The sequence below is a fragment of the Achromobacter pulmonis genome (assembly GCF_002885955.2).
Lineage (GTDB): Bacteria > Pseudomonadota > Gammaproteobacteria > Burkholderiales > Burkholderiaceae_B > Achromobacter > Achromobacter pulmonis_A.
This window is the reverse complement of sequence record NZ_POQS01000010.1, coordinates 1-26,711: the sequence shown is the minus strand read 5'-3', so window position 1 is coordinate 26,711 and position 26,711 is coordinate 1. Positions and strand designations below refer to the sequence as shown.

Here is a 26,711-nt window from a genome sequence, read left to right as displayed (position 1 = left end):
CACCAAAGCCCACTGTCAGGCGACCACACGGGCGTTAGATAGACCGCATCCGTGCATCGCGAACCTGACGCCGACATCCTACCTGCACCGCCACGGTAGATTTGACGGTATCAGAGGCTTGGAACATCCGGTACCTCGACGGTATCGGCGCTGACGGGCCCCGGACACCCTCCTTGATACCGTAAAAGTAGTCCCATGCTGTCCAATGGAGTCTCACCAAAGCCCACTGGCACACGGCACGACGGTTCACCTACAGCAGCCGAACTGACATCACAATGCTCGACCTTCAGAACCGTTGTATTTTACTCCAGCAAGACCTCTGTGACACCTCTGTAGCCATATCTGCAAAAACCAAAACATGACCCAATCCCTTCTCTTTACCGAAGCCGAATGGAATGCCGAAATACCACGTGTCGTCCGAGAGATGACCGCCTATCTCAGGCAATATCGAGTCGCGGTTTATGAGGACCACGAGAGTCACGGCGCAGGCTGGGGAAGCGGATCCTACTTGCGCCTTAACGGCCAGGTTTCCATACTCACCAACCAACATGTTGCGTGCATCAGAAGCGACAACAGGACATTGGCATATCAATTCGAAGATCAAGACGATATTCGGCGCGTCGTCGGCGACCACTGCGAATATCCAGCGCCGCTCGATCTTGCACTCCTGCCTGTCTCCATTGATGCCTGGTCGACCTCTCCACACGGATCAAAGGCCATTGAAATTGACCAAATTTCCATCTGCCATGCCCCGGTAGAAACCGAACTGCTCACGTTCACCGGTTTTTCAGGCAGCAATGTGGCCTTCCACTTCAACACGCTCCTTGCAAACGGAACCTGCTATACCGCACGGGAGGTTGAGCTTCCGCAAGATGACCGCTTCTCCCCTCGGTTTCATTTCGGTATCGACTACCGTCCTGATCTGGCGTCCACGGTAATCGGCGACAAGAGCCTGCCGCTTCCTCCCGGACTCAGCGGGTCCACGGTTTGGAATACCGGATTCGTCGAGGCAAGAATGCGTGGGATCACGTGGACACCGGAATTCGCAAAAGTCACCGGCGTCGTATGGGGCTGGCCCTCAAACCATGGCTGCCTGGTTGCCACCAGGGCGGAATACCTGCGAAGTTTTCTGCTTGGTGCCCAAGGTCAGTTGAAGGCCAAAATTTGAGCGCAAGCGCCTCCAATCTTGAGGTAAAGAAACTGGAAGGCTTACGGCATCCATCACCTGCCGGTTTTGGCGAACCGATCGCACATAGGCCGTAAAGCACATCCGTGGCACGCCCGCTCCGACGAAGCGTAAGAAGGGGCGACCACACCTGCGAGAACTGCTTCACGCCTTTCGTAGATGCGCACGACAGTTTCCGCATCCAGCAGCGAAACACGGTGCGATTTGACCTTTCCAAGCCGTCCGGATTTCGGGATGGAAACGAACGCATAGGGCTCAACCACCTCTCCCGTCTGCGCCTCGATCGCAAGCCGCTGCGCCGACAGCTGTATGACGTCGGACAGGTACGGGCGATCCTGCCGCCTGGTCTTCAGCTCCACCAGCACCAGCGAACCTCCCGGCAGCCGATAGCCGCGATCGACCTTTGCCACCAACGGAATGGGGACCTTGATGCGAAAGAGCGTCTCCATGTAGACCAGCTCGGCCCCGGCCAACGCCCTGGGCCTCGACGCCCGCTCGTCCGTCCTGGGCCTCCTGGCCAACCACCAGATCAGTACCAGCAGCAACGCCACGCCCAATGCCGCAAAGCTCAGTTCTTCCATGATGTACCTCCGGCCAGCGTGTTGCAGCACCCTGCGACCACGATGCGCAGCACCGCACGCACGCATGCCACCATCACAGGGGAACGGTCCAGAACCCTGCAAACAGTCGGTGAAGTCCGGTAGTACGCCGCCACCGCCCACCGTCCCCAGCGCCAGCGCATGAGCACCACATCGCGGTAGGCGCGAAGCACTTGCGTTTCCGCTGCGTCTGGACCGAAAACGCAGGTCGCAACGAAGCAACGGCGGTCCGCGGTGGCTGCCACGCCCTCCTCGAAATACCGTTGATGCACAGCCTGCCCACGGGCCATACCCCTGCGCTGTTCGGCCGTCGTGCGTTCCCCGTACAGATGCGCGAGTTGCACTCGCTTCTCGCAGAACCCCATCTTGGCCAGATCCGTGGCGCTTACCTCGCCACGGCGGCCTGGTCTACGTTGTGTCATGACCACCTCACTCGGAAAAACCAGGCTCGAAGACCGCGTTGGTCACCGCGGCAGATCCCGCGGCCACCGTGTCAATTCGCGCTGAGGCCGGCATGACTCCCGCCCCGACCGAAGTAAAGACCCCGTACTGGGCGAGCAACCCGTCATAGGCCAGCACGCGCAGCCGGTTGACCCGCTTCGCCCCTTGGGGAAAGCGCACGAGTTCGTCATACAGCCGAGGGTTGTCCGCGCGTGCCAGCTCGAACACCAGCCGGATCGGCTTCGGCTCCTGTTGCGCCTTCCCGTTCATGCGACCTCCCCTGCCCCACGGTCCCGGCTCGCGGCCAGCGTGGTGGTTGCGTAGTTCTGCCCCGCGACCTGGAAACCCCGGACATTGGCGAACATCGGTTCCTTGACCTCGTGGATTCGGTGCTTCGGGAAGGCCGCCTTCACGGCCTTCTTGAACAGGAAAGCTCCGCCGCCGACCAGGATGATGTTCTGCAGGCTCTCCGGCGTCTCGATCCACTGCCGCATGGTCGAGACCGCCTGTTGGGCCACGCTCTCGGCCAGCGGCAGGTGCTTCTTCATGTCGTAGGACTTCTGGAAGATCACCGGTGCCTTGCCCGTGCGCAACGCCAAGTCGATCGCGTCATAGTCGCGGTACGGGGTCCCGATGTCCTTGGAAATCTCGTCGGCCAGCAGCCGCAGGACATCGGACATGCCGCGGTTGATCGAATTCGACTGCTTCTGCACCAGACGCATGCCGCGCGTGACCAGCCAGTCGAAGGTGCGCGAGCCGGGATCGATCACCAGGCTCTGTTCGTTGCCGATGCTCGCCATCTTCTCGTGCTCGGCGGCATAGTGGACCAGCGCCCCCTGGGGCTGGGCCACGGCCATCGCCTTGGCAACCGTCACGGTCTTGCCGTTGCCGACGGGATGGCTGCCCGTCATGGCCTTTTCGAGCGCCGTCTTCTTGAGGGTGAACAACGCCACCGGCAGGCCGACGATCAGCAGGTCGATGTGCGGCACCTTCATGAGGCTCAGCGCACCGCGCAACAGCGCCATGTACTCGGGCGAGTCGATGTAGTCGTCGTGCAACTGCTTGGCGCGGAAAGTATCGGCGGCCAGGCCCACATCGGGCCCGACCTCGTAGAACAGCGGCCCGACCGGGATGCAGACGGTCTTGCGCCGTTCGCTGGCCGGCCAGTGCGGCGCCTCGCCACTGGACGGATAAGCAACGGAGGGGAAGCTGGCGCAGCGGATGTCGGCCCCTGCGACGCCAGTAACGAACTTGGTGTTGCCGGATCCGACATCCACGGCTCGGACGATCAATTCCATGAGAGTGCTCCTGGTGAAGAAAGATGTCAGCCAGCATCGGCAAACCGACGCGGCCACGCCACGCACAATCCGCACGGAATGAACCGGGTTTCGGCATCGGCGGCTGTCAGCCGTCACTCCACTGGGAGCGCGGCGACACCGCACTGACACCCACCGCTGCTTTTCTCCGCCGCAAGTTGTGCGCGTGTCACCACGGTCTCACCACTTCGACACTCGTCAACCCCGTCCGCGCCGCGCCAGCACACGCCGGCGCGTTGCCCCCTTCGCCGCCTTGAGGCCCCCGTCTGGGACCAGAGGCAGAGCATTCCCTTGTCAAGCCCGCGCGCAGACACGCTCTGCGGGCGTTTGGGACGCTAGATCGCCCCTATCACGCCGTCGCGTTGCCGCAAGCGCCACGGCGAACCGGCGTCCCATGCCGTCGCACTACCGCATGGCCGTTGACGCGCAACCCGCTTTCGTCATCCACTACAGACTCCCGAGGGCCACCCTTGGCCCGCTCCTTGATGGAGCAAAAGGCGTCGCAGTCGTTACCTGCCCTTCAAGCCCCGGCCCCGAGCCGGGGTGGCCGTCGCCCCCGAGGCGACCGCCCCGAGGTTTCCTTTCGTAGTGAACAGGCCTCTGACCATCGCCAGCCCTGCGGCTGGGCGCTCCCCGAAGCGCGTCAAGACCGTCGATCTCCCGGACCGGCACCCGATGCCGATTCCCGATCCCGCCATCACCGAGCACGCGTGTTTCACGCCGCCAGCAGTTGTGTTTGCCCTCGTGGGCTCCCTGCTGGTCCCCGCTCAGACGCTCGACACCGCCCTGGACTTTCGGTCAGGGGCGGCCCCATGCGAGCGGATGGCGCTACGCACACCAGGACTGATCCCCCAAGCGGGCGCAAGGCCAGACCTTCGCGCCGACGCGGCAGCACGCCCTTAGAGGCGGTTGCGCGTCAACCCCCTCCGTGGTCGCAGAAATGCGCGGGCGGAGTTGGATCACGTTTTCATTTTTAAGACCGACCGAGCCGGCGCGTGCAAGCGCATTCGGCACAACCCCTGGGGAGGCGGCGCGCATCGTGGTCGCGCGCCGCCGGCATCGCCAGACCACGCGCCGCAGCGGATGACGGAATCCGTCCGCTGTGGCGAGCCCTTCGATTCCAGCCGGTGAGCCGTTCGGGCGGCGGGCCGATCTTGATGGAGAACCGCCATGTCCCGTATCTCACGCCCAGGCACCGCCGATCCGGTAAGCCCCGGCCGCATCCCAGGCTCTGACACGCCCCGCCGCCAGGACTGGGCCGGAAAGTCACCGAAGGAAGTGCTGGCGCGCTACCAGCCCGGCAGGGCCGACCCGATGAAAGTGCTCGACGTGCTCATCACGCTGTTCAACACCCAGCACACGGCCCGCGAGAAAACCGTCTCGCACAAGACACGCCACGAGCGGGCGCGCTTCCTGCGGCAGTTCTTCCGCGATCTCCAGCGCAAGGCGGGGTTCCGCACGCCGCCCGACCCGCGCAACCTGGGCCAGAAGCATGTGCATGCGATGGTGCAGGTGTGGCAGCGCGAGCAGTTGGCACCGGCGACCATCCAGACTTACCTGAGCTTCCTGCGCGGACTCGCGTCCTGGCTCGACAAGCCCGGCTTCGTGCGTGGCCCCGCCCACTACGGCCTGAGCCTGGAGGAATACGAGCGGCACGAATACGCGCAGCGCGACAAGAGCTGGGCCGCGCAAGGGGTGGACGTGGAAGCGAAACTGGCCGAGGTGGCCGTGTTCGACGCACGCGTGGCCGCCTCGCTGCGCCTCATGCACACCCTGGCGCTGCGTCGCAAGGAATCCGTGATGTTCCGGCCCTACGAACACGTCATGCCCTTCGAGCAGACCGGGCTGCCCACGGACAAGCGCAAGGCGGATGAGTATGTGTGGGTGAAAGGAAAAGGCGGGCGCGTTCGGTGGGTGGCGTTGGAGACGCCCGAACAGCAGTCGGCGGTGGCGCTGGCGCGCTCGCTGGTCACGAGCCGCGATGCGCACATGGGCCACCCGGCCCACAGTCTTGAACGCAACCTGCGCCGGTTCGACTACGCCCTGGAGAAATTCGGGATCACGCGGCGGCAGGCTGGCGTCACAGGACATGGCCTGCGGCATGGCAACCTGAACGACTTCTACGAGAGCCAGTCAGGCAGCGCCTCGCCAGTGCGCGGCGGGGGGCCGGTGCCGGTGGACGTGGATCGTGCCGCCAGACTGGCGGTGGCCGAACGAGCCGGCCATTCGAGGATGCGCGCCTCGGGCGCGTACATCGGCGCAGTCCTGCCGCGCCAGCCGGACAAGTGATGCGCCGCGAGGGCGGCGGTTCAGGCGAGCAGATCGGCTTCGGTCTTGCCGCTGGCCAGCGCGGCGACAAGCCATTGCGGCTTGGGGCCGTAGCCCGACCAAGTATGGCCGGCATCGTCCCGGTACTTGATGCGTCCCGTCCTCGCAGGCTTGGGCTTGTCCTTCACAGTCGCCTTCCCGTTGGTCTTGCGCCCTCCTCGCTTGGCGGGCGCGTCAAACAGATCGGCCGGCGTAATGCCGTAGACCGGGATGGCCTTCCTGATGCGGGCCACGACTTCCGCTTTCTCGGCAAGCCTGACCTCGTCGGCCTGCTGCTGCAGCTTGGTGATCTGCTGGTTGATTTCGAGGAGAGTGAGTTTGCGGGCCATAGAACCTTGTCGTCACGAAGGGCAAGCATGCGGGGCATGGCGTGCAGCCGTCCCATGCCTCATCCCAGGTAATAGTAACCTGCCAGCCCCAAGGCCGGTTCCCGGCACGCTGCCGATACCGGCGTCCGTCCCTACAGCGCGGGCGTGACCTCGAACGCCTCGTCGGGATAGATGGCCTCGCCGCGCGGCCTGACGCCACCAGCTTCGACTTCGTCTTCGGAAACGCCGTAGTGCGACAGCGCGGCGCACCGCGCCATGGCTTCCGTGGTTTCCGCGACCTGCCCGATATGCACCGCTTCGCCGCCGCGCACCACGCGCACATTCCATTGCTTCATGCTCATGCCACTCACTCCGTCATCGCTGCTTCTTCGGGTTGTTGAGATTCCTTGGCTTCCTCGGCATGGAAGCCGAACCGTGCCCAGGTGCGGGGATCGACCTCTATCGGGCCGGTACGCTTCGAGTCCAGATTGATGACCACGCCATGCGCCGACAGCCGTCCTTTCGAGAACAGTTCGTAGAGCATCTGCGCCGCGAACCGCACGGCCACGTCGTTGACGAACAGCCCCTGGGATGCCAGCGACATGCGCACCGAGCACGAGGGCTGGTTGTCCTCGGGAACGCCTTCGTCCAGCAGTTCCGGGAATAGTTCGGTCACGCACGGCAGCCGTGGCCCTCTTAACGATGGCTTGCAGCGGCCTTCAGGCTCACCCAGGACCACTTGAGCCGTGGCCTCGGTGTTGCCCAGGTCCAGCCAGTAGAGGTAGCCCATCTGGTCGTGGAAGGCCAACCGATGCAGTTGGCGGCGCGCCTCTCGGCTATCGACGCAACTGATGAGCAGATGGGCCGATCTGCCGACCCTGGCCTGCTGCTGGTGGACCTCGTAGCGCAGTGGCTCGGCTTCCCAATCCAGACCGTAGAACTGGTTGAGCCGGTGGATGGTCACCAGCGCCTTGTGGCGACCCACGTCAGCGGCGCTGTAGAGTTGCCGCCCCACGTTGGCCTCGCTCACGCGGTCGGCGTCGAAGGCCGTGACATGCAGGCCGTGGGGGTGACCGAGGGCGCGCATGGCGATGTCCAGCCGTGCCAGACAGGCCGCCATCTGCGCGCCGTTGCCGCCCACACCCACCAGATGCACAGTGACGCGGCGGTCGATGAGATCGGGGTTGATCAGGTGTTCCATGGAAGTCCTCTCGTATGCCACCGTTTCAGTATCCGGTGCATCAGGCCCGGCTCAAGGCCGGGGTCGAGGTCCGCATCGACCGCGTTCCCTGGCGCGGCCTGCCAAGGATGCGGCAGCGCCTTGTACCGTCCATTGAGCACCAGCCGGAACTCGGCCAGCGGCCTGGGTTGGTGCAGGCATCCGAACACGCCAGCGACCTTGATGCCCTGGTCGTCGCGGTCGTCGTCCGCCGACCAGAACGGCCGGCCGCGCCCGTGGGTGTGCAGATCGACCGCGACCGTTTCGCCGTCCGCCATCGCGGGACGGCGGTACTCGATGCGGCCCGGCGAGGCGTACAGCGGCTCGCACAGGGCCAACCGCAGGCTGCGCGTGGAGCGCCGGTAGATCAGCACACCGGCGACCTCGTCGGGCAGCCCCTTGCGGCCCGCTTCAACGAAATCCTCGATGAGCCGGATCGGTAGCACGCCGAACGCGAACCGCAGCCGTTCATCCAGCAGGCCATAGGGCAGCGGCAGGCCAATGGCCGGCGTGAGCCGCTGCACGCAGTCGAGCCAATCCAGCCGCACCTGCACAAACAAGCCGTTGGCGGCGACGATCAGGCGCTGGCCGTTGGCCATCTCGGGCAGTTCCCCGAAACGCGGCGCGGCCACGACCGGGCAACTGGTCTGCAGCGCAACATCGCGCGGGTCCATCATGGTTTCTCCTTCATGCCGAGCAGCGCCCCGAGGGTGCTCTTGGCGGGCACCAGCACGCGCTCCGGGAATCGCTCGAATCGGCCGTCGAGCAGTTCGCGCCAGAAGGCATAGGCGCCGCCCCGGTGTTTGACCAGCTTGGCCGGGACGTTGGGGTGGGTGAAGTAGGAACGGAAAAAGGCGTCGTTCCAGATCTGGATCTTGTCGATGGTCGTGCCTTCGGGCCGGGGCACATTGCCCTGGCAAATCTGGCCCTGTCCGTTGACGTTGAAATACGGAGCCTGGTAGAGCGCCGTCTGCGGCGTCGGACGCTCGCGGCCCTTGACGGCCCACACCCGCCAGACGCGGGTGGATGCGGCGAAGATCAAGCCCGGATGCGGCACCGATTCGCCGCGCTCCCTGCCGCCGAACAGGTCGGCGTGGCTGTCGGCCACCCGGAAAGTGACATGCCGCCGCGCCGGCGGCTCCCACCAGAGGATCAGGTCGCCATCCATATAGAGCACGTTGGCGGGCAGGAAGCCGCCGTGGGCGACGCGCTTGAGCAACGCCCGCGACAGTTCGATGGCCTTGCGCGGCGTCATCGGCTGGCCCGCGCCGATGACAGCCTCGCCGTCCACGTGATGCACGTCGTGCAGCGTGGCCAGCGCGCCGCCGGACGCGCCCCGGTAGATCAGCACGGCGGCGTCGAGCGCCAGCACGCCGTCCGATGGCGCATGGATATGGAATTCCGCTTCGTTCATGGTCGATGACCTCCTGGGAACAGTCTCAGGCCGCGAGTTGGTGGATCAAGCGGTCGATCAGGCCGATGGCCCGGAAGCGCGGGCGCATCGCCCGCACCCATGCGCCGAGTGCGCCGGGATCGTTCAACGCGATGGTGAACTCGCCCATGCGTTCGCAGAACTCGCTCTGGTGGGCCAGTTGCAGCAAGTCGTCGTAGATGCGCGTGGTCAGGTCGCCGTCCTCCCAGGACAGGACGGCACCGAACCCCACGTACTCGCCTTCGATCTCGGGACGGAACGTGTCATCGCATTGCAGCCGCGACAGCGATAGCGCATCGGCGGCGATCTGGCGCAGGCCGGGGTCGGTCAGGGTCTTGACGGCACGGCGCAGGCTGCAGCGGCCGGGGCGCTTCTTCGCTGTCTGCCCCATCCATTGCCTCACCCACTCAGGATAGGTTTCGTCCAATTCGGCGCGGGTCAGCATGTCGCAGCGCATGGCCTCGCGTTCTTTCTCGTCATCGCCACAGTTCATGTCCAGGGCGATTTCCTCGTTTTCCTCGCCGCACCAGTAGATCATGCTGGCCACGTCGCAGGCGATGTCGGGCGTGAACAGCGGATACACCTGGGCGCAGCCCTCTCGCAATGCCTGCAGGACCGTGCGGCCCAGGCCCGGCAGGGCTGCCTCCAAGGCTTGCAGTCGCTGCCCGACCGGCCATGCCTGCTCGCTGGTTTCCCCCCAATAGACCTCGACGGCGGTATAAACGCGGGGTTTGTCGGAAGCCCGGCCCACGCTGTAGCCGCCGATGGGGAAGCCGTCCGCGTCGAGCACGTGCATCCCGAAACCGGGCCGCAAGCAATGCAGCGGACCGATCTCGCGGCGGATGCAGGCGGCGATGGCCTGCTCGCACGCCCGCAGGGAATCGTCCCAGGACTCGGGAATATCCGCTGCGCCGAACACGTCCGCGTCGATCAGGAAGCGGGCGATGCGCGTGTTCGCCGCCGCCAGCACGCCCGGCACCACGGTACGCGGCACCGCGCCCGACAGGCGGGGCAGCGTCAGCGGCATGGCGGACGCTGGAGACGGCTGGCGGACGGCGTTCATGGCAGCGGCGCGAGCATGTCGCTGGTGATGGTGACGGCAGCGCGGGCATTCGCATGCCGGGCGTTGTCCAGTTCCGCGAAACCGCTCCACGCCTGTGCGCAGGCCTGGGATGCCCGCCGCGTCAGGGCAAGGTCGAGCCGGGGGTCGGAACCGCTGCGGCCTTCGGCCTCGTCCTGCACGCGTTGGCGCAGCGCGGCGAGCCGCCCGCCGCTGCGCGTGGCCCCCTTGACGCCGACCGCCTTGCGGAAGGTGTAATCCTGCCGCCCGTTGACGACTTCCCCGCCGTCGATTTCGGCGCTGATGAGTTCGGGGTACTGCGCGCTGTAGAGGTTGCGCACTTCACCGGGCGCGAGGCCGGGCACGTCCGGCAGCATGATGCCTTGGTAGGTGAACGTCCGCACGATGGGACTGACTTCAATCGACATGGTGTCGCTCTCCTTGTGTCGGTGGGTATTGGCGGTCCCCACGACCGCCTTACAGATCAGTTTCTCAGTGCGTCCGCTGCCTTCAACCCGGCATTGCGCCTTCAGCCGAACAGGTCGAAGGAGTCGCCGCTGGCCGCAGCGGGGGCGGTGGCAGACCCGGATGCCGGGGTGTCGTCGCCTTCGCCATCATCGCCATCGTCATCGGTGGATGCGAGCGCAGGCGCGGGACTGGAAGCGGCGGGCGCGGGCTTGGGCGCAGCCTTCGCGGTGCTGGCCTTGGCCGTCGCCTCGCTGGCCTTCTTCACGGATGCGGCCTTCGCCGCCTCGATCACTTCCTTGGTCGCCTCGACCTGCTGCGCGAGGCTCTGGCGCGTCTCGCGGTAGCCGCACAGGGCATCGATGAAGCCGGTATCGAACTCCTGCGGCGTGGCCGTCAGGCTCAACGGCTGCGCGAGCGCCGGTTCGCCCGCGTCGGCGCGGGGCTTGGGGATCACGTTGACCGTCAGCCGCCCGGACTTCTCGTCGGCGCTCACGGTCATCGTCAGCGTGGCGTTCAGCGCCAGCGCATACAGTTCCTCGAACATCGTCATCTGGGTTCTCCTTGAAGGGTTCAGGGGCATGCGTCCATGCTAGGCCCCGGTTCTGCCGCGTCCAGGGCCTGCGTCGTCACGCGGGTTCGGCTTCCAGCGCCTCCTGCTCGGCCTGCGCGAGGCTGGCGCGATGGCCCTCGGGCCGGGCCGCGCCGCCCAGGGGCTGCCGGGGGTAGCGCATCACGGCGGGCACCGTGCCCTGGTAGGCGAAGCCGTTGACGCCGAGCAGCGCAGCGATGAACTCCGGCTTGCGTGCCGCCCGCGCCACCTTGAAGCGCGAGCCCATCGCCTTCTTCAACCCGACTTCACCGGCGAGGCTTTCCAGTTCGCTCATCGTGAACAGGTCGAGAAATTCCTTGTCCCACTTGAAGTAGTCCGCCTCCTCCACCTGCAGGTAGTTCAGCAGCGCCAGCAAGTCGCGCTCGGTCACGCCGAAGGCGGCGGACGCGGCGACGGCCTGCACCAGCGGGTCCAGGTGCTCGGGCGCGAGCTGATCGGCCTGCGACAGGTGCGACGCCAACCCCCAGCCGGATTCGCTGGTCCAACCGCCCGCGATCCGCTGCATCGCCACGCCGTACTCGATCACCCGCGCATCGCCCGCATGGCCGTAGCGGGCCAGCGCGATCAGCACGCGCTGGTTGCGCTGCGGCTGCTTCATCAACGCACGGGCGGTCCACTTGCGCCACTCGGACAGCCGGTGCGAGACGACACGCTGCGGGGTCTGGTTGGAGGCCTTGGCGGCGGGCTTGGTACTGACCTTGGCGGCGCGGGACGTGCCGGGCTTCGTGGCCGCATCGGCGTCGGGCGTGTCCTCCTGAAATGCCTCGCGCTGCGTCTTGCGCCACAGGGCGACTTTCTGGCTGTTGCATGCGGCATCGAAACAAAGCGAAGCCGTCACCTGCCCGTAGCTGCCCGGCATCGCGGAGACAGCGCAGCCGAAGGACTGGCATCCCTGACAGGCGGCGTACTGCGATTCGCCCACCCCGAGGTCGCCATCCGCTCCCACCGGCAGCGGCGCGAAGCCGTCGGACGCCTTCACGATGCGGATCACCGGGTACTCGTCGCGCAACGCGTCGGCTCTGGCCTGGATGGCCTGCTGCGTCAGTTCCTCGAAGTGGCTCGGGTGCTGGCAATAGCCCTCGCCCAGGGATTCCGCGAACAGGCCGGCCTGCCGGGCCGAGTTGTGCTGGCAGGACGCGCAGGGCGCGGTGTCGAAAATCGCGTCCACCAGCTTGCGGGCGAATTGCCCGAGTTGGGCCTTGAGCACCGCGACCGTCACCTTGTGCGTGACGATGCCGGTGAGCACGCTGTCCTGCTTCTCGGGCGCGATGCCCGCCAGCAGTTCGGCGTGGCCGATCTGGATGCGCCGCTCGGTCAGCGCCTTGAGCACTTCGGGGGTGCAGGTCAGCAGCGCCAGCCGGCGGTCCAGCACGTCCGGGGACCAGCCCATGGCGCGTGCGGTTTCCTCGCGGTCGCCGTGGTTGCGGTGTAGCTGGCGTTGCGCGGCGCGGGCTTCCTCGGCCGCCGACATCGAGGCGCGGTGGTAGTTTTCGCTGACCGCCATCGCCTCGGCATCGGCATCGCCAACCGCCTTGAAGGTGATGGGCATGTCGTAGTCGTCGCCGAACACGTTCTTGGCGGCGCGCCAGCGGCGCTCGCCTGCGATGATCTCGTAGAGGTCGCTGCCGGGAATGGGCCGCACCACGATGGGTTCGATCACACCGAGGGCACGGATGCTTTCCTCGAGTTCGGCCATCTCGACCGGGTCGAAGTATTCGCGGGGGTTCTTGCCTTGAACGATCAGTCGGATCTTCAAGGTGGGCTGAATGGGCAGGGTCATGGTTTCTCCTGGCTGGCTGCATCGGTTGCGATGCAGTCATGGTCCCGCCGCACCGCACGCCTTCAAGGGCGTCGCGCAGCGGGGCCACCTCTCGGAAAAATCGGTCAGGCCGGCGAGCGAACCGCCGCCGCCCAGGCTTCCAGTGCCAGCACCTGCTCGGCGCGCGCCGCTTCCTCGCGCGAGCGAAACGTCACGTCGCCCGGCGCGTTCAAGTCCTGCCTTCGCCCGTCGCAGACGATCCGCCACTTCTTGTCGGGGTAGTTGCTGCTCACGCAACCGCAGGCCCCGCTCGGATAGCGGACCCCGCTCACGTACCAGCCGCCGTGCCGCCACCGCGTGTAGGCGAACGAGCGCGAGGGGTCCAGAAGATGCAGCGCCTGCGCGAAGGCGTCCGCTTCGGTGCAATGGCTTTGCGCCTGAATGGCCTGGGCTATGCCTTGGAACACGTCATCCGCACATGGCAGCAGGGCCGCCGTATCGCGCATCACCCGCTCCACGACGGCATTGAGGATGAGACTGTCGAGGGGGCGATGCTTGTCGATCTGCCGCTGGCAGAGGTCGCGCATGGCCAGGGCCGAGGCCATCGCGGTCAGGTAGGTCGTCATCGTCGGTTCTCCTTGAAGCGATGCAGGCCATGTTTCCATGCGGCATGCGGGCTTCAAGGCCATCGACTCAGCGAGCGGGCCTCACCGTTGCGCACCAGCGCGCCCAGTCCGCCATCAGGGCGCGGCACTCCTCGAAGCGGTCGGGATGGGCGTAGCGGGTGATCGGCGCTTCCTGCTCTGCGGTCTTGTGCCCCAGGCACCGGGCCACGGTCGCCCTGGTTTCAAGGTACTGCGTCCGTGCCAGCGCCCAGTCCCGGAAGGCCGTGCGCACCCCATGCAGCGCAGTGGCGGGCCACTCGAGCCGGTCGAGCAGTTTCTTGAATGCCAGATGCCGGCCCCTCTCCTTCCCGATGCCCGGAAACACCCAGGTCGGATCGCAGCCGCGAACCTGTTCGAGCACCGCGATGGCCGCGTCGCCCAGGGGCACGCGATGCACCTTGCCGCTCTTGGACCTTTCGGCCGGAATCGTCCAGACCCGCGCCTCGAAATCGAACTCGCGCCACGCGGCCTGGCAGGCTTCTTCCAGACGGCAGACGGTAAGCACCATGAATTCCAACGCCCGCGCGGCGATGTCCTGCTCCTGCCGCAAGCCGAGCACGAAGGCGCCGATTTCCTGATAAGGCAGATCGTTCGCCCGCAACGTCGGCCTGATCCGCAAGCGCCGGAGCGCGGCGTAACGCCGGGGCGTTTGCCGGTGGGCACCGCCACCGGCGGCACTATCACTTCCCGTTCTGATCACCATCTTCAACTCCTTCCCGATGCGTCGGGCGCGACCGGCCCGAACTCGCTGTTCCATGGAAACACGCGTGACGCGGCGCTCAACCCCGTGTATCCCGGCAATGCGCCCCTGGCACGGATACAGCCGATGCGACCGCGCCCCCAGCATCTCCCGATCCGCGCACGGCCGCCACGCGCAATGACGGCTGATTGGGTGGGATTTCGCCTGCGCCCCCTCGATGCCACGCGCCGCCCCGCGCCTCGGGGACAATGGAGGGGCCTGTCCTGCCTCCCGGTTTTCTCCTGCCCATGTCCGTCCGCTACACCATCCTCCAACTGCTCGACGCCGCCCACGGCAACCTCGCCGAGATCGAGCTGGCGCGGCCCGACCTGCCCCCGAAGCAAGAGAGCCGATGGCTCTGGATCGAGGGCAACACGGTCACGTCGCTGGAAGTGGTCGGCAGCGGCCAGCCGTCGAAACGCATCTTCGACCGCGCCGTACTGACGGTCGATGGCACACGCGGCGAACTGCTATGGCCCAGCGGGCGGTGCGAGGTGCTGGCGGTCGATCCAAGCCGTACGCTGCGCCCCGCGTTCCAGCAGTTGATCCACCAGCACCTGAACTGAGCGCGGGTGAAAGTCCGCGGCGGCATCCGCGCTGCGGGATGCCGGGGTAATGGGAGAGCGATGGCGACCGGCCTCAGCCGGTCATTCGGAAGCGGCGCGGAAAGCGGCCTGAACCGCGCGGACCAAAGAGGGGTGCAGCACACCCAGCTTGGGCGTCTGCCCGTGGGGGGCGGCGGGCGGCACCGAGAACCACTCGGCGCTATAGGGCAGATCCAGGGCGCGCTTGAGGTTGAACTTGGTGTCGTAGCTCAAGCCTGCGGCCGCATACGCGGCCGGGTTGCGCTCGCGCAGAATGGCGAATTCGCCCTGGTACAACGTCGTCGTACGCTGGCTGGTGCCATACGCGACCCGCACCGTGAACTGCGGCGCGTCGTCGTCGAACACGGCCAGGATCAGCGCGGGCCGGGGTTTCGGCCGGGGATGAACGTCATCGGGGAAATGGCACCAGACGATCTCGCCAGCGGTGGGTTCGCCCCACCACGGATGGATCACGCCGTCTCCATGTCGAACAGGCTCGACCGTACCGAACGCTTTTCTCCCTGCGGAACCCGCTTCTTGATCTGGCGGATTTGGGCGGCCGTCAGCGGACCGTCGTCGGCCTCGTACTGCGGCAGCACCCGCACGGCTAGTTCATGCAGCGCGCGGTGGATCGCCTGCGTCTCGTCGACGCCGAGGTGCTCGGCCAGACGCTTGGCGGTCTCCCGCGTGACGCCGGTGGCGCTGTCCACCGAGCGGTAGCGGAAGGCGATCTGGTTCGCAGTGTTGCGGGAAGGCATGGGAGACTCCTTTTGGATATCAATAAGATATCCAGTTTACGGGAGGGCGTCAAGCCGGCCTGACGGCTTGCGGTGGCTCATGCCGGCCGGCGTTGCGCGTGCTCCTGCATCAGCGCGGCATAGCGGGCCTGGACCGCTTCACCGTCCAGGCAGTCAGCAGCGATCCCGACCGCTTCCGCGACGCGCCGGCGCACCGACGCGAGATGCCGCGCCTCCGCGGGTGTTGGCAGGCACGTCGGCCAACCCGCCTCGTAGAGCAGATGCGCGGGAATCTCCATTTCGGCGGCCTGCCGCAACGCGGCTCGCTCCTTCGCTTCGACAAGCTGCGACCGCAGTTCGGCGGTGAGCAGTTCCGGCGCGACATCGCCCAGCCAGTGGCCCGGCTGGAACGAAAAGGTGCTGCGCGTTTCGAGTTCGACCAGTTCGCGGTAGACCGCCGCGTTGTCCTCGCAGCGCGCAGATGCCCGCAGATCGCCGCGCGAGGCGAGCACGCAGAAGGCGCAGGACACACGGGTGCTGCCGTAGATCCGGTACGCCTCGTGCAGCACGCCGCCGCACTGCGCGATGTAGTCGAGCACGTCCTGGCGCGGCCAGTGGAGGATGGCGTTCCAGGCGAGCCCCACGCCCCGCACGCGGGTCAGCCCGGCATCCTGCTTGGCCACCGGCCGGCGCGCCCGCGCCGCGCTCTCGTCCCTGCGCAACCCGACCGCCGAAACCACCGGACCGCCGGGGTGACGTGCGCGGATCGCGCGGGCGATGATTTGGGGCTTCATTTCACTGGTGCAGAACCTCTGTGCCGCCGAACTCCAGGGCATGATCAGCTTCACGCACGACAGGGTTCGATAGCGTTCGATGTTGGCCGCCCAGCGCGACAGCCAGCGGTCCACCATGTCGCCGGCCGGGCGGCGCACCGTCACGAGTTCCCATCCAAGGCGCTCGGCCAGCCGCTCGCACACCGGTGCCGAATCGCGCCATTCGATGCGCCCGAGGTCGGCATGGATCAACGCGCGCACGCCGACATGGCCGATGGCGTCGAGGTGTTCCCGGACGCGGTAGGCCAGCGCTTGGCTGTCCTTGCCGCCGCTCACGCCGACATAGACCGGCGCATGGCCCGCCAGCGCTAGGTCGATCATCGGGTCAAGCGCGATGCCGAAGCGCGCCGGCGCCGCGACACCGGACAAGGCCGGTGCCTGCGGCACCGCCAGCGCCAGTCCGGGCAGTTCGATCTGCTGCACGATCAAACCCCTGCCGACTGCGCGCAAGGCGTGGCGGCGAGCGCCGACCGGCTGCGGCCCACGAAGCGCTGCAGGGACTGCCGCAGCCGCTTTTCTTCTTCGGGGAAGCGCGTCAGGTTCGGATCCAGTGCTTCACGGCCCCACCAGATGGCGGCGTATTCCGAGGCCACGCCGTTGTAGCCGCAGTCCGGGCCGTCCTCGTCGAACGCGGCGCACAGCCGGCCGATCGCCTCGCGGTGCGACAGCCTGCGAACCGACACCAGGACGGCCGGATTCCAGACCACCCAGACGTTCCCGCCGAAGCTGCGCACCGCATCATGGTGCGTGCGCGCAAAGAACCGATCCCAGACTTCGCCCATGGTGCGTCGGCCTCCATCGCCGTCGATCCGGTCAGTCCAGCGTGCCGTCGGCGCCAGCCGGGCCTCCAGCACGCAGCCGCCCGTCTCGTACATGCCGTATTCGTAGGCCACCGTGATCGCCTCGCTGAGGCAGACGCCCGTGCCGGTGTAGCTGCGCGAACCCGAGCGCCGAAATCCATCGCGGAGGATGCTGCGCGCACTCGCGGCGCGGGTGCCGTGGTACAGCGGCCCGATTGGGGGAGGTGTCGGGGTGTTCATGTGCCCAGGTTCCCATCGGAACCCGCAGGCACAAGAGCAGGTTTTTCAGCTACTCTGCCTTCAGAGCACACGCGCGCATGTGGGAAGCCGGCCCTCCGCGTCCACGGCAGCGCGCACGCGCGCCTTGGCGGCATCCTCGCGCTCCCAGTAGCACGCCGGCAGCCGCCTCCGTTCTTCCAGCACGCCGGCCAGAACGGCGACCAGCGATCGGTTGTTGATCTGCTCCAGGTCGGCGAGCATCAGCACGATGGCGTCCAGCGATGGTTCGGCCGGCAAACGGGTTTCCTCGACCAAGCTCGCGTCATCGGGCAGCGCGTCGATCCAGGCATGGTCGTTGTCCGCATAGGCCTCGCGGTAGCAGCGCTGGTAGTCGATGCCCAGCATGCCGCACAGCGTCAGCGCCACGAGATGCACGTTGCGGTCGGTGGTGCCGTCGCAGCCGTAGCCCTGGACGAAAGGGCGAACCGTCCACTGAATGAAACCCCAGGCGTGTTCGGGATAGCCGTCTTCCCCGTCCCATACGATCTTCTTGACGAAACCGCCGGGTAGCGTAGCCGCTTCGCGCTGCAACCGCCGCAGCCACTCGACGTCTCGATCCGCCACGCCTCCCGCCCCTCCCCTGCGTCGGCGGGCGCTGATCTCTTGCCGCACCAGCGGCGGCGTCAGCTTGAACTCGGCCATTCATGCTCTCCCTTCTCAGCGGATCCACCGCAGGCATCGGCACCTTGCGGCTGCGCATCCTGCGTGCCGGCAAAAGGCCGCTGCCTGGCACCCACCGACGCCGCGGCCCGCGCGCCCATCACCTCCCGCGCGCGAAAGCCCACCGGCAGCCGCACCTTCGGATCGGCGAACACCCACAGGTGGAACTGGTTCGCGGAGTCCACCAACCGCGACTCGGCGGGATAGACCTCGAAGCCTTCGTGCTCGTCGCCGACGATCTGGTTCTTGATCGCCTGCAGCTCGCGCCAGTCGTGGATCGCCTCGCGGTCGCTGCGTTTGATGGACAGCCAGACCATGTCGCCGGCGTCCGGTCCGAAGGGCGCGGGGATCACCTGCACGTTGACCTGGTAGCGCTCGTTCATGTAGACCGTCTGGCTGCGCAGTTGCTCCACCTGCTCCTGCGCGGCCTCGTGCGTGATGCCGAAGCGTGCCGCCAGGGCGTCCGCATCGAAAGCGCTGTCGGGCAGGTGTGCCGTGAAGAACGGCCCCATCGCCGGAAGTGGCGACTCCCCCACCCGGTACGGCGAGACTGTGCTTTCGGCGAGCCGATGCGCCAAGGCGGCGGCCCAGGCCTCCCATTCGCTCCCCTGCGGGGGACCGGGCTCGGCGCTGGCCCTGCCCGGCCTCGTCCAGGTGAACCCGTGCTTGCCGGCGTGTTCCTCGCTGCGGGCCTCGCTGCCCTGACGGACCTCGTAGCCGTCGGCGCGCAATTGGCAGCGGACTTCCTCGGAGAATTCGATGGAGTTCATGGTGGTGTCGGTGCGGTTGATCGCTTGACCTTGGCGGTCTGGACCAGCATCTCGCGCCGCGCGCCGGGTTCAAGCCCGACCACGCCACGGCCCCGGCTGTCATTCCTCGAACAGACTGAGCTGCTGCACCACGCTCGGCGACACGGGCGGCCTGCGGCGTGCCTGCCGTGCCGGATCGGTGGCCAGTGCTGGGGCTGGGGCTGGGGCGGGCGCATCTTCGACCACGACCGGCACCGGCTCGCGCAAACGCCGGACATGAAGACGGGCACGCCAGCCCCCCAGCACGTGCGCCGGCGTGTACCAGCGACTCCAGACCTCGCCCGACAGCGAATTGCCGTGCAGCACGGTCGCGGGAATGTGCAGCAGCGAAGCCTGCAGGTAGGTCATGTGAACGCAGCGGGCGTCGATGTCGATGCAAGAGGCGTGCATCGCATTCTGGTAATTGAGCCCCGCCTGCCGCAGCGCGTCGGCCATCGCGATGACCATGCCGCCGGCGCCGCAGGCGGGCTCCAGGACGTCGATGAATCCCTTTTCTCGCACCTGCACGCCGTCGCCGATGAGCAGCATCGCCATCATCCGGGAGACGTGGTAGGGCGTGAAAAACTGCCCGCCCCGCTCGTTGCCCAGTTCGAGCTGCATGTAGACGCGGCCGAGCACGTCGTCCAGTTCGCCGACGATGCCGCACGCCTCTAGCGCCAGGGTCAGATGGCCCAGCATCTGCGGGAAGCGCTCGAAATCCGGCTTCGGGTACTTCTTGGCGATCTCCAGGTAGCGCGCCTCCCGGGGCTCGGCCTGCCGGCGGTCCACGGCGTTGCTGATGGACAGGGCCGCCAGCTCCACGAAGTCCGAGAACACCTCGTGCTGGCCCCAGCGGTGCGCGGTGGTCTGGATCAGTTTCACCAGCGCCTGCGCCTGATCGGCGCCGAACGGGCCGCGCGGCGCCGAAAAGGTCTTATGTGCCAAAGGAGTTCCCTTCGCACTCGCCCCTGCGAGTCGTCAGGAACAGCTTCGCGCCGGACCGCCCCGGGTCAACGGCACCGTGCCGGCGCCCATCGCCCCACCGGCCCGGCTACGCGGCGACCTCTGCCGGCATCCGTGCGCGCCCCTCCATGGCCAGCCAGGCCGGCGGCCTCGCCCGGTGAAAGCGCACCTGAACCCAGTAGCGACGCGCGCGGGCACGCACCGCCTCGCGGTGGTAGCGGTGGCCGCCGATGGCTTCGCGCCGCTCGAGTTCGCCGTCGTTCGCCCAGCGCTGGATCGTCGCCGCCGACACGCCGGCCTCCAGCGCGGCGTCGCCGAGCCGGAGCCAGTCGCCGGACGGCAGGCTGGCCTGCGGGGCCGGACGGCGCAGCGCCTCGCGCAGGCGCTCCAGCATCGGCGCGCTGAGGTACTGGCGGCGCCGATCCCAGCGGACCTGCGACACCCGCACCGTCCCGTCGCGCTTGCGCGCCTTCACCCAGGCCAGCGGCACGCCGAGCAGTTCGGCGGCCTCCTCCAGCGTGTGCCCCTCCTGGGAGTCCCGGCGCTTGATCGCCGCCTGCACCGTCGCCAGCGGGATGCCCTCGGCCTGGCGCCAAGCCAACCCGTCGAGCAGCGCGCGCAGCCGCTCCACGCTCACGCCGACGCGCCGCGCGGCCTCTTCCTCGGTGAAGCCTTGCGTCTCGCGCAACTGCGCGCACTGCTGGCGCGGCACGTATTCGATGCCGCGCATCGCGCCCTCGGTACCCACCTTGGAGCGCAACCGGCCGCCGGCGATGTGCTGGCGCAGCTCCCTCTCGGTGAACAGGTACTGGCGGCAGGCCGTGCTAACCGCGATCCAGGACTTCTCGCCATCGCCGCTCGGGCAGTGGCGCGCTATCCAGCGCGTGGCGTCCGTGCGCGTCACGCGCAGCACCCCCTCGACCGGAGAAGCCGCCAGCACCCCGTTGGCGATGGCTCGCCGCACGTGCTGCGGGCTGCGCCCGGCCTGGGCCGCCGTCTCGGCCACCGTCAGCCCCGGCGACCACGGCATCGTCAGGTGGCGCTTGGCACCCTGGGCCAGCGCGGGGTAGCGCGCGAGGTAGTCGTCGAAGTCCGCGGGCGCGCCCTGCTCGCCCCAGATCTCCGCGCAAGCGCGGCAGCCGGGCGGATGCCGGCGCTGCTGCCAGAGCCGGTAGGTGATGCGCAGGTTGTCGAGCAAGGGCTTGCCGTGCCAGGGCATCGGGCGTCCCGCGCGGCGGTCGGCCACGAGCCGGTCCGCCGCCTGCGGGTCGATGTACCAGGTGCCGTACTGCGTGGACGGCCCCCTGGCGCCGAAGGGATTGCAGCGCACCGCACCGGGCACGTAGCCCATCCGGGCGAACTCGGACAGCTTGTCGCTGCGGATGCCCAGCGGCTGGCGCAGCGTGGCCAGCCGCACATGGCCCTCGGGCGGCGCGGACCGCTGCGTCTTCCAGGCCGCCCAGGCGTCGTGCGGAATGACCAGCAGCCGGCCGGTCTTGTGGGCGGCCAGCGTGCCCTTGCGGATCGCCTGATGGATGACGGCGGTGGAGCCGGCCTCGCGGCCCGCGTCGGCGACCGTGATGCCGCCGAGTACGTCGCTGCTCTGCAGCCCGATCAGGTTCGTGCGGACCTGCACCGCTGTGGCGCTGCGTTCGGCCCCGGCGTCCCCGGTGCGTTCGCGCAGCCGGGCCGTGAGCACCTGGGCGATCTCGGGGATGCCGACCTGGCCCACGAGGCTGGCCAGCAGCGCGAGTTCTGGCGCCTGCCATTCGTAGCCGCCGTGTCCGGCCTTGCGCGGCGCCGGCCAGTCGTCCTCCACGGGCGGGCGGCCATGCCAGAGCGCGAACAAGGCCGGGAAGTCGTGGGGCTGCGCCAGCCGCGTGCAGGCGCCGGTGCGCCGCAGCGCCTCGACCGCGTCGGCCGGCACGCCGAGCACGGCGGCCAGTTCGTGCCGGGCCGCGCGCCAGCCGTGTACCAGCGCGAAATCCTGCCAGCGGGGCGCGGCCCTGGTGTCGTCGCTCGCCGCCATCATCGCGTCTCCAGTTCGTCCTGCAGCGCGCCGGCGCCGGCCATCATCTGCTGGCTGGACAACCCGGCGATGGCCCCGAGCAGGCCCACGAGCGGGTCGGACAGTGCGCGCAGGCGTTCGGTCGGAATCGCGCGCATCGCCCGGTCCCACTGGCTGAAGGTGGCCGGCAGCGTGCGCCGCACCGGCCGGGCCTTGGGCGCGACCTGGCGCAGGGCGTCGGCCATCGGCATCCTGACCTTCTCGACGCCGCGCCGCGAGAAGCAGAAGAACTCGCCCGGCGCGAGCGCGTTGAGGTCGTTGAACTCGATGCGCGAGGCGCGGAACTGCGGCGCCAGCGCGGCCCAGGCGGTCGGGTCCTCCTGGCAGCCGATCAGGGTGAGGTTCTTGTTGCTGAAGATGGAGCGGTGCAGCGTGCCGGTGTAGCGCAGCGCGGTGATGAACAGGTCCAGCGCGCGCTTGCGGCCCCGGCCGGCGAACTCGTTGATGATCTCGGCGGCCTCGCCCACGTCCTCCTTGCGCTTCTTGGTGGCGCTGAACAGCTGGCCCTCGTCGATCATCACGAACAGCGGCTTGCGCCAGCGTTCGGCGGCGTCGAGGATGGCGCGGCCGTAGGGCAGAAACTCGGTGGCGTCGCGCGCGCAGACCACCACGATGGGCTGCTCGCGGGTTTCCAGCAGCGTGCCCAGGTGGGCGGCGTCGCGCACGGCTGCGCCGTAGAGGGATTCCATTTCGCTCTCGGGGTCGATCAGCACGCTGACCCAGCCCTGGGCCGCGAGTTGCTCGGCCATGAGCAGGCCAGCGTTGGTCTTGCCCATGCCGCGCGGGCCGACCGCGACGGCCAGCAGTCCGGTGGTGGCGTATTCGGCGAGGTCGATGGGCGCGCCGCCGAGGTCGAGCTGGGCGGTGAGCATTTCGTCGCGCTGGATGACGGCGTGTTGCATCAGGCGTCCTCCTGAGGTTGCAGCAGGGTGTCGCGCAGCACGAGCACCTGCTTGGGGTTGAGGGAAAACACGACCGCGAAGTCGTCGATGAGCTGTTCGGTGACGGCGGCCAGCAGGCCGGCCCTGCGCGCCTGGGCGATCAGCTTGCGCTGCGCGGCCCAGCCGTGGCCACCGGCCGGCGCCGGGGACGCGAGGCCGCCGATCGCGGCGTGCAGCTGCTCCATGCTGTAGGGCGTGGCGTCGGGGCCGAGGTCGCAGGCCAGGCGCTCGTTGAGCAGGGCCAGCAGTTGCTGCGCAGGCATGAAGCCGTGGATCTTGCGGATCAGCGCGCGCTCGGCCTCGGTGAAGTCGCGCGCTGGCCTGGCCGCGGCGGCGGGCCGCTCGGTGGCTGGCGGCACCGGCAAGCCCAGGCGGCGCGCCTCGGGCCGGCGCCGGCAGGAGCCGCACAGTTCGAGTGCCGGATCGTCGTCATCCTCCGCGCCGAGCAGGCAGGTGCACAACCGGCAGCGGACGGCGGTTGCGGAAGGCGTCGGTAAGACCGGGGCCGCGCCGGTCGGAATGCCGGAAACGCGGTGGCGGGCCGTGGCGAAACCGTTGAGCGCGGTATGGTGGGCTGTAGCAGAAGGCATGGGTGGCTCCTTTGGGAACCACCTTACGGGCCGCTTCGGCGTCATCAAGGCCTGGCACGGGGGACTGCCCTTTGGGCGCTATGGCAGCACGGCCACGCGCAAGGGATAATTCCCCTGCAACCCGACGACGCCCTTACCCAATGGATGCCCTCCGGCCAGGCCGGCGTCGCATCAAGGCAGACCACGGCAATCGGCCAGGCAGGCGAGGAGTTCGATGAAATACCCGGAGAAGGCAGCGAATGGCGATGCGGGCGAGTTCTTCTTCGCCTACAAGGTGGCAAGCGTGCTCAAGTGGCCGTGCCGATTGCTGGACATCGACATTGGCATCGACGCCCAGGTCGAGATCCTCAACGAGGATGGAACGAGCACAGGGCGCTTCGTCGCCTTCCAGGTGAAGGCCACCAGCGTGGAAGAACAAAGCTGCCGGTATGTCAGTGAAAGGCAACTGGCCTACTGGCGCGAGTTGGATCTGCCCGTCTTCGTGGTGCTCGTGGATCTGTCGAAGGAATGGATGTACCTGCACCATGTCCGTCTGGACAAGGCCTATCCCCCTACGAAAAAGGGATCAGTCCGGATCGACTTCGACCTTGCCAAGGACCGTTTCGACAAGAAAAGCGCGAAGCGCATCACGGCTGCAGCGAACGAGGCCGCACTTGCCCACATCGAAAAATATCTGAGCGAAGTCCGTGAAGGCATCCAGTCCATTCGCGGCGAGATAGCTCGGACCGAAGCGTACGGGAACCCCCGCGAGCTGATCGAAACCATGCAAGAGCGAACATCCCTGCGAGAGAAGCTGGCACAAGCCCAAGCGTTGGCCGGCGCGCTTCGCATCGGTTCGGACCGATGCAAGGGCGCCGAGCAGGAGCTTGACGAAGCCTTGCAGTCGCTCAGGGACCACATGGTCGAGTGCAACATGCACAGGGACTGGGATGACGACGGGGAAATCACCAGGTTCGTTGCCGAAGGGCGCTAGCGGTGGCGGCGGCCCAACGCCCGGTTTCCTCCCGCTATGCGATCAATGCCGGGTTGAGCAGATCGATGCCCGCGCCTTTGCACTTGATCCAAGGGCCGCCCGGATGCTCGTGGCCGTCCCAGGTTGCCAGGGCCGACCGCGCGTCCTTCTGATACCTGTAGCAGTAGCGCCGCTCGTAGCCTTCGAACGTCAAACCGACCACCAGCCCCATGGTGAAGTTGAACCTGTGCAAGCCGCAGACCCCGGCGCCGACAAGCCGGAGTTCACGGTAGCCCTGCATTCGCAGGAATGCCACCAGATCCTGCGGAATCGTATGCGCCGGCCTCCGCTCGCGTACCTTGAGATCAACCGAAGACGTCATCCGCGTTGTTCGTCCGTACCGCCCCGGGCCGCCGCGCTGGCCGGATGCCCATCCCCCAACTCGCGGTCGTGCTCGCGCCAATCGGGATCGATCCTGGATATCTCCTCGTCCAGCACATAGCCGATGGCGTCGACTGCCTGCGAGCTGTCGTAGATCAGCGTCACCGCGTCGATGAGGCCTCGCTGTGAGGGGACAAGAGGATTGCGACAACCGGGTCTATGTGGGTTGATGCGGGTTGCTGCGGGATGAAGCCCAGAAAAACAAAGGCTTAGCGGGCATTGGGTGGTGCCTGGCACACGGCGAGCGGTGGCGGGCGGTTTGCGACAAACAGGCCAAGCGGGCGGAATTGCGCCACATGATTTGCGACAAGCCCGAAAGCCTGGGCGTCGGCGTTTAACGGGCCGTCATTACAGGGCGCGTAAAACCAGTTTAACCGGGCTTTCAGACGCCCATATTTCCGATGCGTGCCACCGGAATCGGAAGCCCCGTTCCGATTCCGGCTTTCAGGCTGGGTGGTGCAACTTGAAAAAGCGGGTGGACCGCTGCTGGCGTTTTCAAGTTCTCATAAGTCAATGTTTTAAAAGATATTATTTGCGGCGCACCGTGTAGCCATGCGTGCGCAAACTTGAAAGTCCACCCTACATCCGGCGCCCGGCCCACACCACGCGGCCGATGATGGCCAGATCCTCGCCGGGCGCGTCCAGACGCAGGTCGAATGGCTCATACGCTGGGTTGTCGCTGCTGACCTTCACCTGGCGACCAGGAAGGCGCTGTAGGCGCTTTACCAGCAGGCTGCCGTCCATCCGCAGCACGTAGATGCCGTCTCGCGGCACGGCCTGGGCGTTTCGCCTGTCCACCAGGATCACGTCGCCAGGCCGCAGCGTCGGCTCCATCGACTCACCATCCACATGAATCAGGTACAGGTCGGCCGGATTAGCGTGCAGTTCCTGGTGTATCCATTCGCGCTTGAACACCAGGACATCGGCCACCTGCTCATGCTCAACCACCGCGCCATGCCCGGCTGCCGCGCGCACGTCGTAAAGCGGCACCAGCGCATATTCCTTGCCTAGCTCGGCCGGCGCCAGCCCTGCCCCCGAGTAAGCCGCTGCCCCGCCATCAATATCGCCGCTGCCGGTCGCTAGCCATTCCAAGGAAACGCCGGCCGCGCGGGCCATGTTGATTAGGTTGATGCGCGTCGGCTCGGAGTGGCCGGCCCGCCATTTCCTTAGGACCGAGCCGGAAACGCCGGCTTTTTCCGCCATAACCGTGGCGCCACCAGCGCGCTGTATCGCTACGTTCATGCGTTCACCGAACGCGTCAATCTTCGACTTCTGAACACTGACCCTTGGAGGCTTTTTAGGTTGACGCGTCATAGTTATATCCAAGTCATTGATAATTAAAGAAAAACATAAAAATCGCTACGGGCATATCGGCGCTGCGAACTTTGACCGCTCCAAATGTGCTTGACGGCGCTCCATTTGTGTCGCATCCTTTAGGCCATGAAGTAAACGAAAACGCATGAGGACGTTACTACATGACCAAACGCAACGGCCCGAAAAAAGCCAGCCTGAAAGACTGGCATCGCGCGGACATCGTCGCGGCGCTGCGTAAGTCCGGCTGGAGTCTGCGCCGCTTGGCAACACACCACGGCTATGCCTCGCCCACGACACTGACCACCGCGCTGGCGCGGCCCTGGCCCAAGGGTGAGCGGCTGATCGCTGCCGCGATTGGTGTTGCCCCGGCTGACATTTGGCCCGGACGTTATCCGAAAAAGGATAACACTGCCGCTTACAAACCCGACCAAAACATGGCGGAAAGGAAGGCCGCATGAGCCGCGAGTGGTTCACGGCAAAGGAGCTTGCCGGGCTACCCGGCATGCCCGCCACGCATAGCGCGGTAGTGCGTCGCGCCAAGGCGGACGCCTGGAGCCACCGCTGCCGCGCCGGTCGCGGCGGCGGCCGTGAGTATGCCTTCGCGTCGCTGCCCGTCGAAACCCAAGCGGCG

At 67.1% G+C, this 26,711-nt stretch carries 34 protein-coding genes; 6 read left to right on the top strand and 28 right to left on the bottom strand.

Translation table 11 applies throughout. The features are described from left to right. Positions 1-358: 358 nt before the first annotated feature. Entirely contained in the window at positions 359-1,168 is an 810-nt protein-coding gene (locus C1I89_RS30010) for a hypothetical protein (protein WP_102775916.1), read from the top strand. Positions 1,169-1,221: 53 nt separating this feature from the next. Here the strand turns inward: C1I89_RS30010 and C1I89_RS30005 are convergent, their stop codons facing one another. The 4 genes from C1I89_RS30005 to C1I89_RS29990 all read right to left on the bottom strand — a co-directional run bounded on the left by C1I89_RS30005 (position 1,222) and on the right by C1I89_RS29990 (position 3,524). Continuing rightward, positions 1,222-1,767, bottom strand: a complete 546-nt coding sequence (locus tag C1I89_RS30005; protein ID WP_181391088.1) for a PD-(D/E)XK nuclease family protein — start codon at positions 1,765-1,767, stop codon at positions 1,222-1,224. Beyond that, entirely contained in the window at positions 1,755-2,075 is a 321-nt protein-coding gene (locus tag C1I89_RS35665) for a CFI-box-CTERM domain-containing protein (protein WP_308810296.1), read from the bottom strand. The genes C1I89_RS30005 and C1I89_RS35665 overlap by 13 nt, the downstream gene beginning before the upstream one ends. 139 nt (positions 2,076-2,214) lie before the next feature. Next, the gene (locus C1I89_RS29995) at positions 2,215-2,496 is read right to left on the bottom strand and encodes a hypothetical protein (RefSeq protein ID WP_102775915.1); all 282 of its coding nucleotides are present in this window, start codon (positions 2,494-2,496) and stop codon (positions 2,215-2,217) included. Continuing rightward, on the bottom strand, positions 2,493-3,524 hold the full coding sequence (locus C1I89_RS29990; RefSeq protein ID WP_102775914.1) for a PRTRC system protein D: 1,032 nt from the start codon (positions 3,522-3,524) through the stop codon (positions 2,493-2,495). The genes C1I89_RS29995 and C1I89_RS29990 overlap by 4 nt, the downstream gene beginning before the upstream one ends. Positions 3,525-4,712: 1,188 nt before the next feature. Between C1I89_RS29990 and C1I89_RS29985 the strand changes: the two genes are divergently transcribed. Further along, entirely contained in the window at positions 4,713-5,831 is a 1,119-nt protein-coding gene (locus C1I89_RS29985) for a phage integrase N-terminal domain-containing protein (protein WP_102775913.1), read from the top strand. Between the two features lie 20 nt (positions 5,832-5,851). On the opposite strand, the gene C1I89_RS29980 is transcribed toward C1I89_RS29985, so the two are convergent. From C1I89_RS29980 to C1I89_RS29930, 11 genes are all read right to left on the bottom strand, one after another. Then, positions 5,852-6,199, bottom strand: coding sequence for an H-NS histone family protein (locus C1I89_RS29980; RefSeq protein WP_102775912.1), 348 nt, complete (start codon positions 6,197-6,199; stop codon positions 5,852-5,854). Positions 6,200-6,330: 131 nt separating this feature from the next. Further along, a complete protein-coding gene (locus C1I89_RS29975) occupies positions 6,331-6,540 on the bottom strand; it encodes a hypothetical protein (protein WP_102775911.1) in 210 nt (69 codons plus the stop codon). A gap of 5 nt (positions 6,541-6,545) precedes the next feature. After that, on the bottom strand, positions 6,546-7,379 hold the full coding sequence (locus tag C1I89_RS29970; protein ID WP_102775910.1) for a PRTRC system ThiF family protein: 834 nt from the start codon (positions 7,377-7,379) through the stop codon (positions 6,546-6,548). Next, positions 7,367-8,074, bottom strand: a complete 708-nt coding sequence (locus C1I89_RS29965) for a PRTRC system protein A (protein WP_440130673.1) — start codon at positions 8,072-8,074, stop codon at positions 7,367-7,369. The genes C1I89_RS29970 and C1I89_RS29965 overlap by 13 nt, the downstream gene beginning before the upstream one ends. After that, positions 8,071-8,811: a PRTRC system protein B gene (locus tag C1I89_RS29960; RefSeq protein ID WP_102775909.1), complete on the bottom strand. Its 741-nt coding sequence runs from the start codon at positions 8,809-8,811 to the stop codon at positions 8,071-8,073. The genes C1I89_RS29965 and C1I89_RS29960 overlap by 4 nt, the downstream gene beginning before the upstream one ends. 25 nt (positions 8,812-8,836) lie before the next feature. Then, a complete protein-coding gene (locus C1I89_RS29955) occupies positions 8,837-9,856 on the bottom strand; it encodes a PRTRC system protein F (RefSeq protein ID WP_258231552.1) in 1,020 nt (339 codons plus the stop codon). A 32-nt stretch (positions 9,857-9,888) separates the two neighbouring features. Next, positions 9,889-10,317: a PRTRC system protein C gene (locus tag C1I89_RS29950; RefSeq protein WP_102775907.1), complete on the bottom strand. Its 429-nt coding sequence runs from the start codon at positions 10,315-10,317 to the stop codon at positions 9,889-9,891. A gap of 101 nt (positions 10,318-10,418) precedes the next feature. After that, positions 10,419-10,907, bottom strand: coding sequence for a PRTRC system protein E (locus C1I89_RS29945; RefSeq protein ID WP_102775906.1), 489 nt, complete (start codon positions 10,905-10,907; stop codon positions 10,419-10,421). 76 nt (positions 10,908-10,983) lie between these two features. Beyond that, a complete protein-coding gene (locus C1I89_RS29940) occupies positions 10,984-12,747 on the bottom strand; it encodes a PRTRC system ParB family protein (protein ID WP_102775905.1) in 1,764 nt (587 codons plus the stop codon). A gap of 104 nt (positions 12,748-12,851) precedes the next feature. Next, positions 12,852-13,352: a hypothetical protein gene (locus C1I89_RS29935; RefSeq protein ID WP_102775904.1), complete on the bottom strand. Its 501-nt coding sequence runs from the start codon at positions 13,350-13,352 to the stop codon at positions 12,852-12,854. 67 nt (positions 13,353-13,419) lie between these two features. Then, complete coding sequence (locus C1I89_RS29930; protein WP_181391087.1) at positions 13,420-14,094, bottom strand: tyrosine-type recombinase/integrase; 675 nt, start codon at positions 14,092-14,094, stop codon at positions 13,420-13,422. Positions 14,095-14,378: 284 nt separating this feature from the next. On the opposite strand from C1I89_RS29930, the gene C1I89_RS29925 reads away from it, so the two are divergent. Continuing rightward, positions 14,379-14,696 (top strand): hypothetical protein, encoded by a 318-nt coding sequence (locus tag C1I89_RS29925; protein ID WP_102775902.1) that lies wholly within the window; start codon positions 14,379-14,381, stop codon positions 14,694-14,696. Positions 14,697-14,777: 81 nt separating this feature from the next. Here C1I89_RS29925 and C1I89_RS29920 read toward each other — a convergent pair whose 3' ends face one another. The 10 genes from C1I89_RS29920 to C1I89_RS29875 all read right to left on the bottom strand — a co-directional run bounded on the left by C1I89_RS29920 (position 14,778) and on the right by C1I89_RS29875 (position 23,373). Then, complete coding sequence (locus tag C1I89_RS29920) at positions 14,778-15,188, bottom strand: hypothetical protein (protein ID WP_102775901.1); 411 nt, start codon at positions 15,186-15,188, stop codon at positions 14,778-14,780. Further along, on the bottom strand, positions 15,185-15,472 hold the full coding sequence (locus tag C1I89_RS29915; RefSeq protein WP_102775900.1) for a hypothetical protein: 288 nt from the start codon (positions 15,470-15,472) through the stop codon (positions 15,185-15,187). Before C1I89_RS29915 ends, C1I89_RS29920 begins: the two co-directional genes overlap by 4 nt. Before the next feature lie 77 nt (positions 15,473-15,549). Beyond that, the gene (locus C1I89_RS29910) at positions 15,550-16,707 is read right to left on the bottom strand and encodes a phosphoadenosine phosphosulfate reductase domain-containing protein (RefSeq protein WP_102776050.1); all 1,158 of its coding nucleotides are present in this window, start codon (positions 16,705-16,707) and stop codon (positions 15,550-15,552) included. Between the two features lie 2 nt (positions 16,708-16,709). Then, complete coding sequence (locus C1I89_RS29905) at positions 16,710-17,324, bottom strand: hypothetical protein (RefSeq protein ID WP_102775899.1); 615 nt, start codon at positions 17,322-17,324, stop codon at positions 16,710-16,712. A 60-nt stretch (positions 17,325-17,384) separates the two neighbouring features. Next, positions 17,385-18,005, bottom strand: coding sequence for a hypothetical protein (locus C1I89_RS29900; protein ID WP_102775898.1), 621 nt, complete (start codon positions 18,003-18,005; stop codon positions 17,385-17,387). Continuing rightward, positions 17,987-18,793, bottom strand: a complete 807-nt coding sequence (locus tag C1I89_RS29895) for a DUF7694 domain-containing protein (protein ID WP_102775897.1) — start codon at positions 18,791-18,793, stop codon at positions 17,987-17,989. Before C1I89_RS29895 ends, C1I89_RS29900 begins: the two co-directional genes overlap by 19 nt. Positions 18,794-18,892: 99 nt before the next feature. Further along, on the bottom strand, positions 18,893-19,756 hold the full coding sequence (locus tag C1I89_RS29890; protein ID WP_219929621.1) for an N-6 DNA methylase: 864 nt from the start codon (positions 19,754-19,756) through the stop codon (positions 18,893-18,895). Between the two features lie 106 nt (positions 19,757-19,862). After that, positions 19,863-21,806, bottom strand: a complete 1,944-nt coding sequence (locus C1I89_RS29885) for a hypothetical protein (protein ID WP_102775896.1) — start codon at positions 21,804-21,806, stop codon at positions 19,863-19,865. Continuing rightward, on the bottom strand, positions 21,803-22,744 hold the full coding sequence (locus C1I89_RS29880; protein WP_102775895.1) for a hypothetical protein: 942 nt from the start codon (positions 22,742-22,744) through the stop codon (positions 21,803-21,805). The genes C1I89_RS29885 and C1I89_RS29880 overlap by 4 nt, the downstream gene beginning before the upstream one ends. Further along, the gene (locus C1I89_RS29875) at positions 22,744-23,373 is read right to left on the bottom strand and encodes a hypothetical protein (protein WP_146196956.1); all 630 of its coding nucleotides are present in this window, start codon (positions 23,371-23,373) and stop codon (positions 22,744-22,746) included. The genes C1I89_RS29880 and C1I89_RS29875 overlap by 1 nt, the downstream gene beginning before the upstream one ends. A gap of 214 nt (positions 23,374-23,587) precedes the next feature. Between C1I89_RS29875 and C1I89_RS29870 the strand changes: the two genes are divergently transcribed. Further along, positions 23,588-24,346 carry a DUF4365 domain-containing protein gene (locus C1I89_RS29870; RefSeq protein WP_102775893.1) on the top strand — a complete coding sequence of 253 codons (759 nt, stop codon included), beginning with the start codon at positions 23,588-23,590 and terminating at the stop codon, positions 24,344-24,346. A 34-nt stretch (positions 24,347-24,380) separates the two neighbouring features. Here C1I89_RS29870 and C1I89_RS29865 read toward each other — a convergent pair whose 3' ends face one another. The 3 genes from C1I89_RS29865 to C1I89_RS29860 form a co-directional block, all read right to left on the bottom strand. Beyond that, entirely contained in the window at positions 24,381-24,707 is a 327-nt protein-coding gene (locus C1I89_RS29865) for a hypothetical protein (protein ID WP_102775892.1), read from the bottom strand. Continuing rightward, positions 24,704-24,871 carry a hypothetical protein gene (locus tag C1I89_RS34720; RefSeq protein WP_181391086.1) on the bottom strand — a complete coding sequence of 56 codons (168 nt, stop codon included), beginning with the start codon at positions 24,869-24,871 and terminating at the stop codon, positions 24,704-24,706. Before C1I89_RS34720 ends, C1I89_RS29865 begins: the two co-directional genes overlap by 4 nt. Before the next feature lie 474 nt (positions 24,872-25,345). Next, entirely contained in the window at positions 25,346-26,080 is a 735-nt protein-coding gene (locus C1I89_RS29860) for a S24 family peptidase (RefSeq protein ID WP_102775891.1), read from the bottom strand. A 161-nt stretch (positions 26,081-26,241) separates the two neighbouring features. Between C1I89_RS29860 and C1I89_RS29855 the strand changes: the two genes are divergently transcribed. Beyond that, on the top strand, positions 26,242-26,538 hold the full coding sequence (locus C1I89_RS29855) for a helix-turn-helix domain-containing protein (protein WP_102775890.1): 297 nt from the start codon (positions 26,242-26,244) through the stop codon (positions 26,536-26,538). Next, positions 26,535-26,711, top strand: a 177-nt coding sequence (locus C1I89_RS29850) for a DNA-binding protein (RefSeq protein ID WP_219929622.1), incomplete at its 3' end; no start/stop codon positions are given. The genes C1I89_RS29855 and C1I89_RS29850, both read left to right, overlap by 4 nt.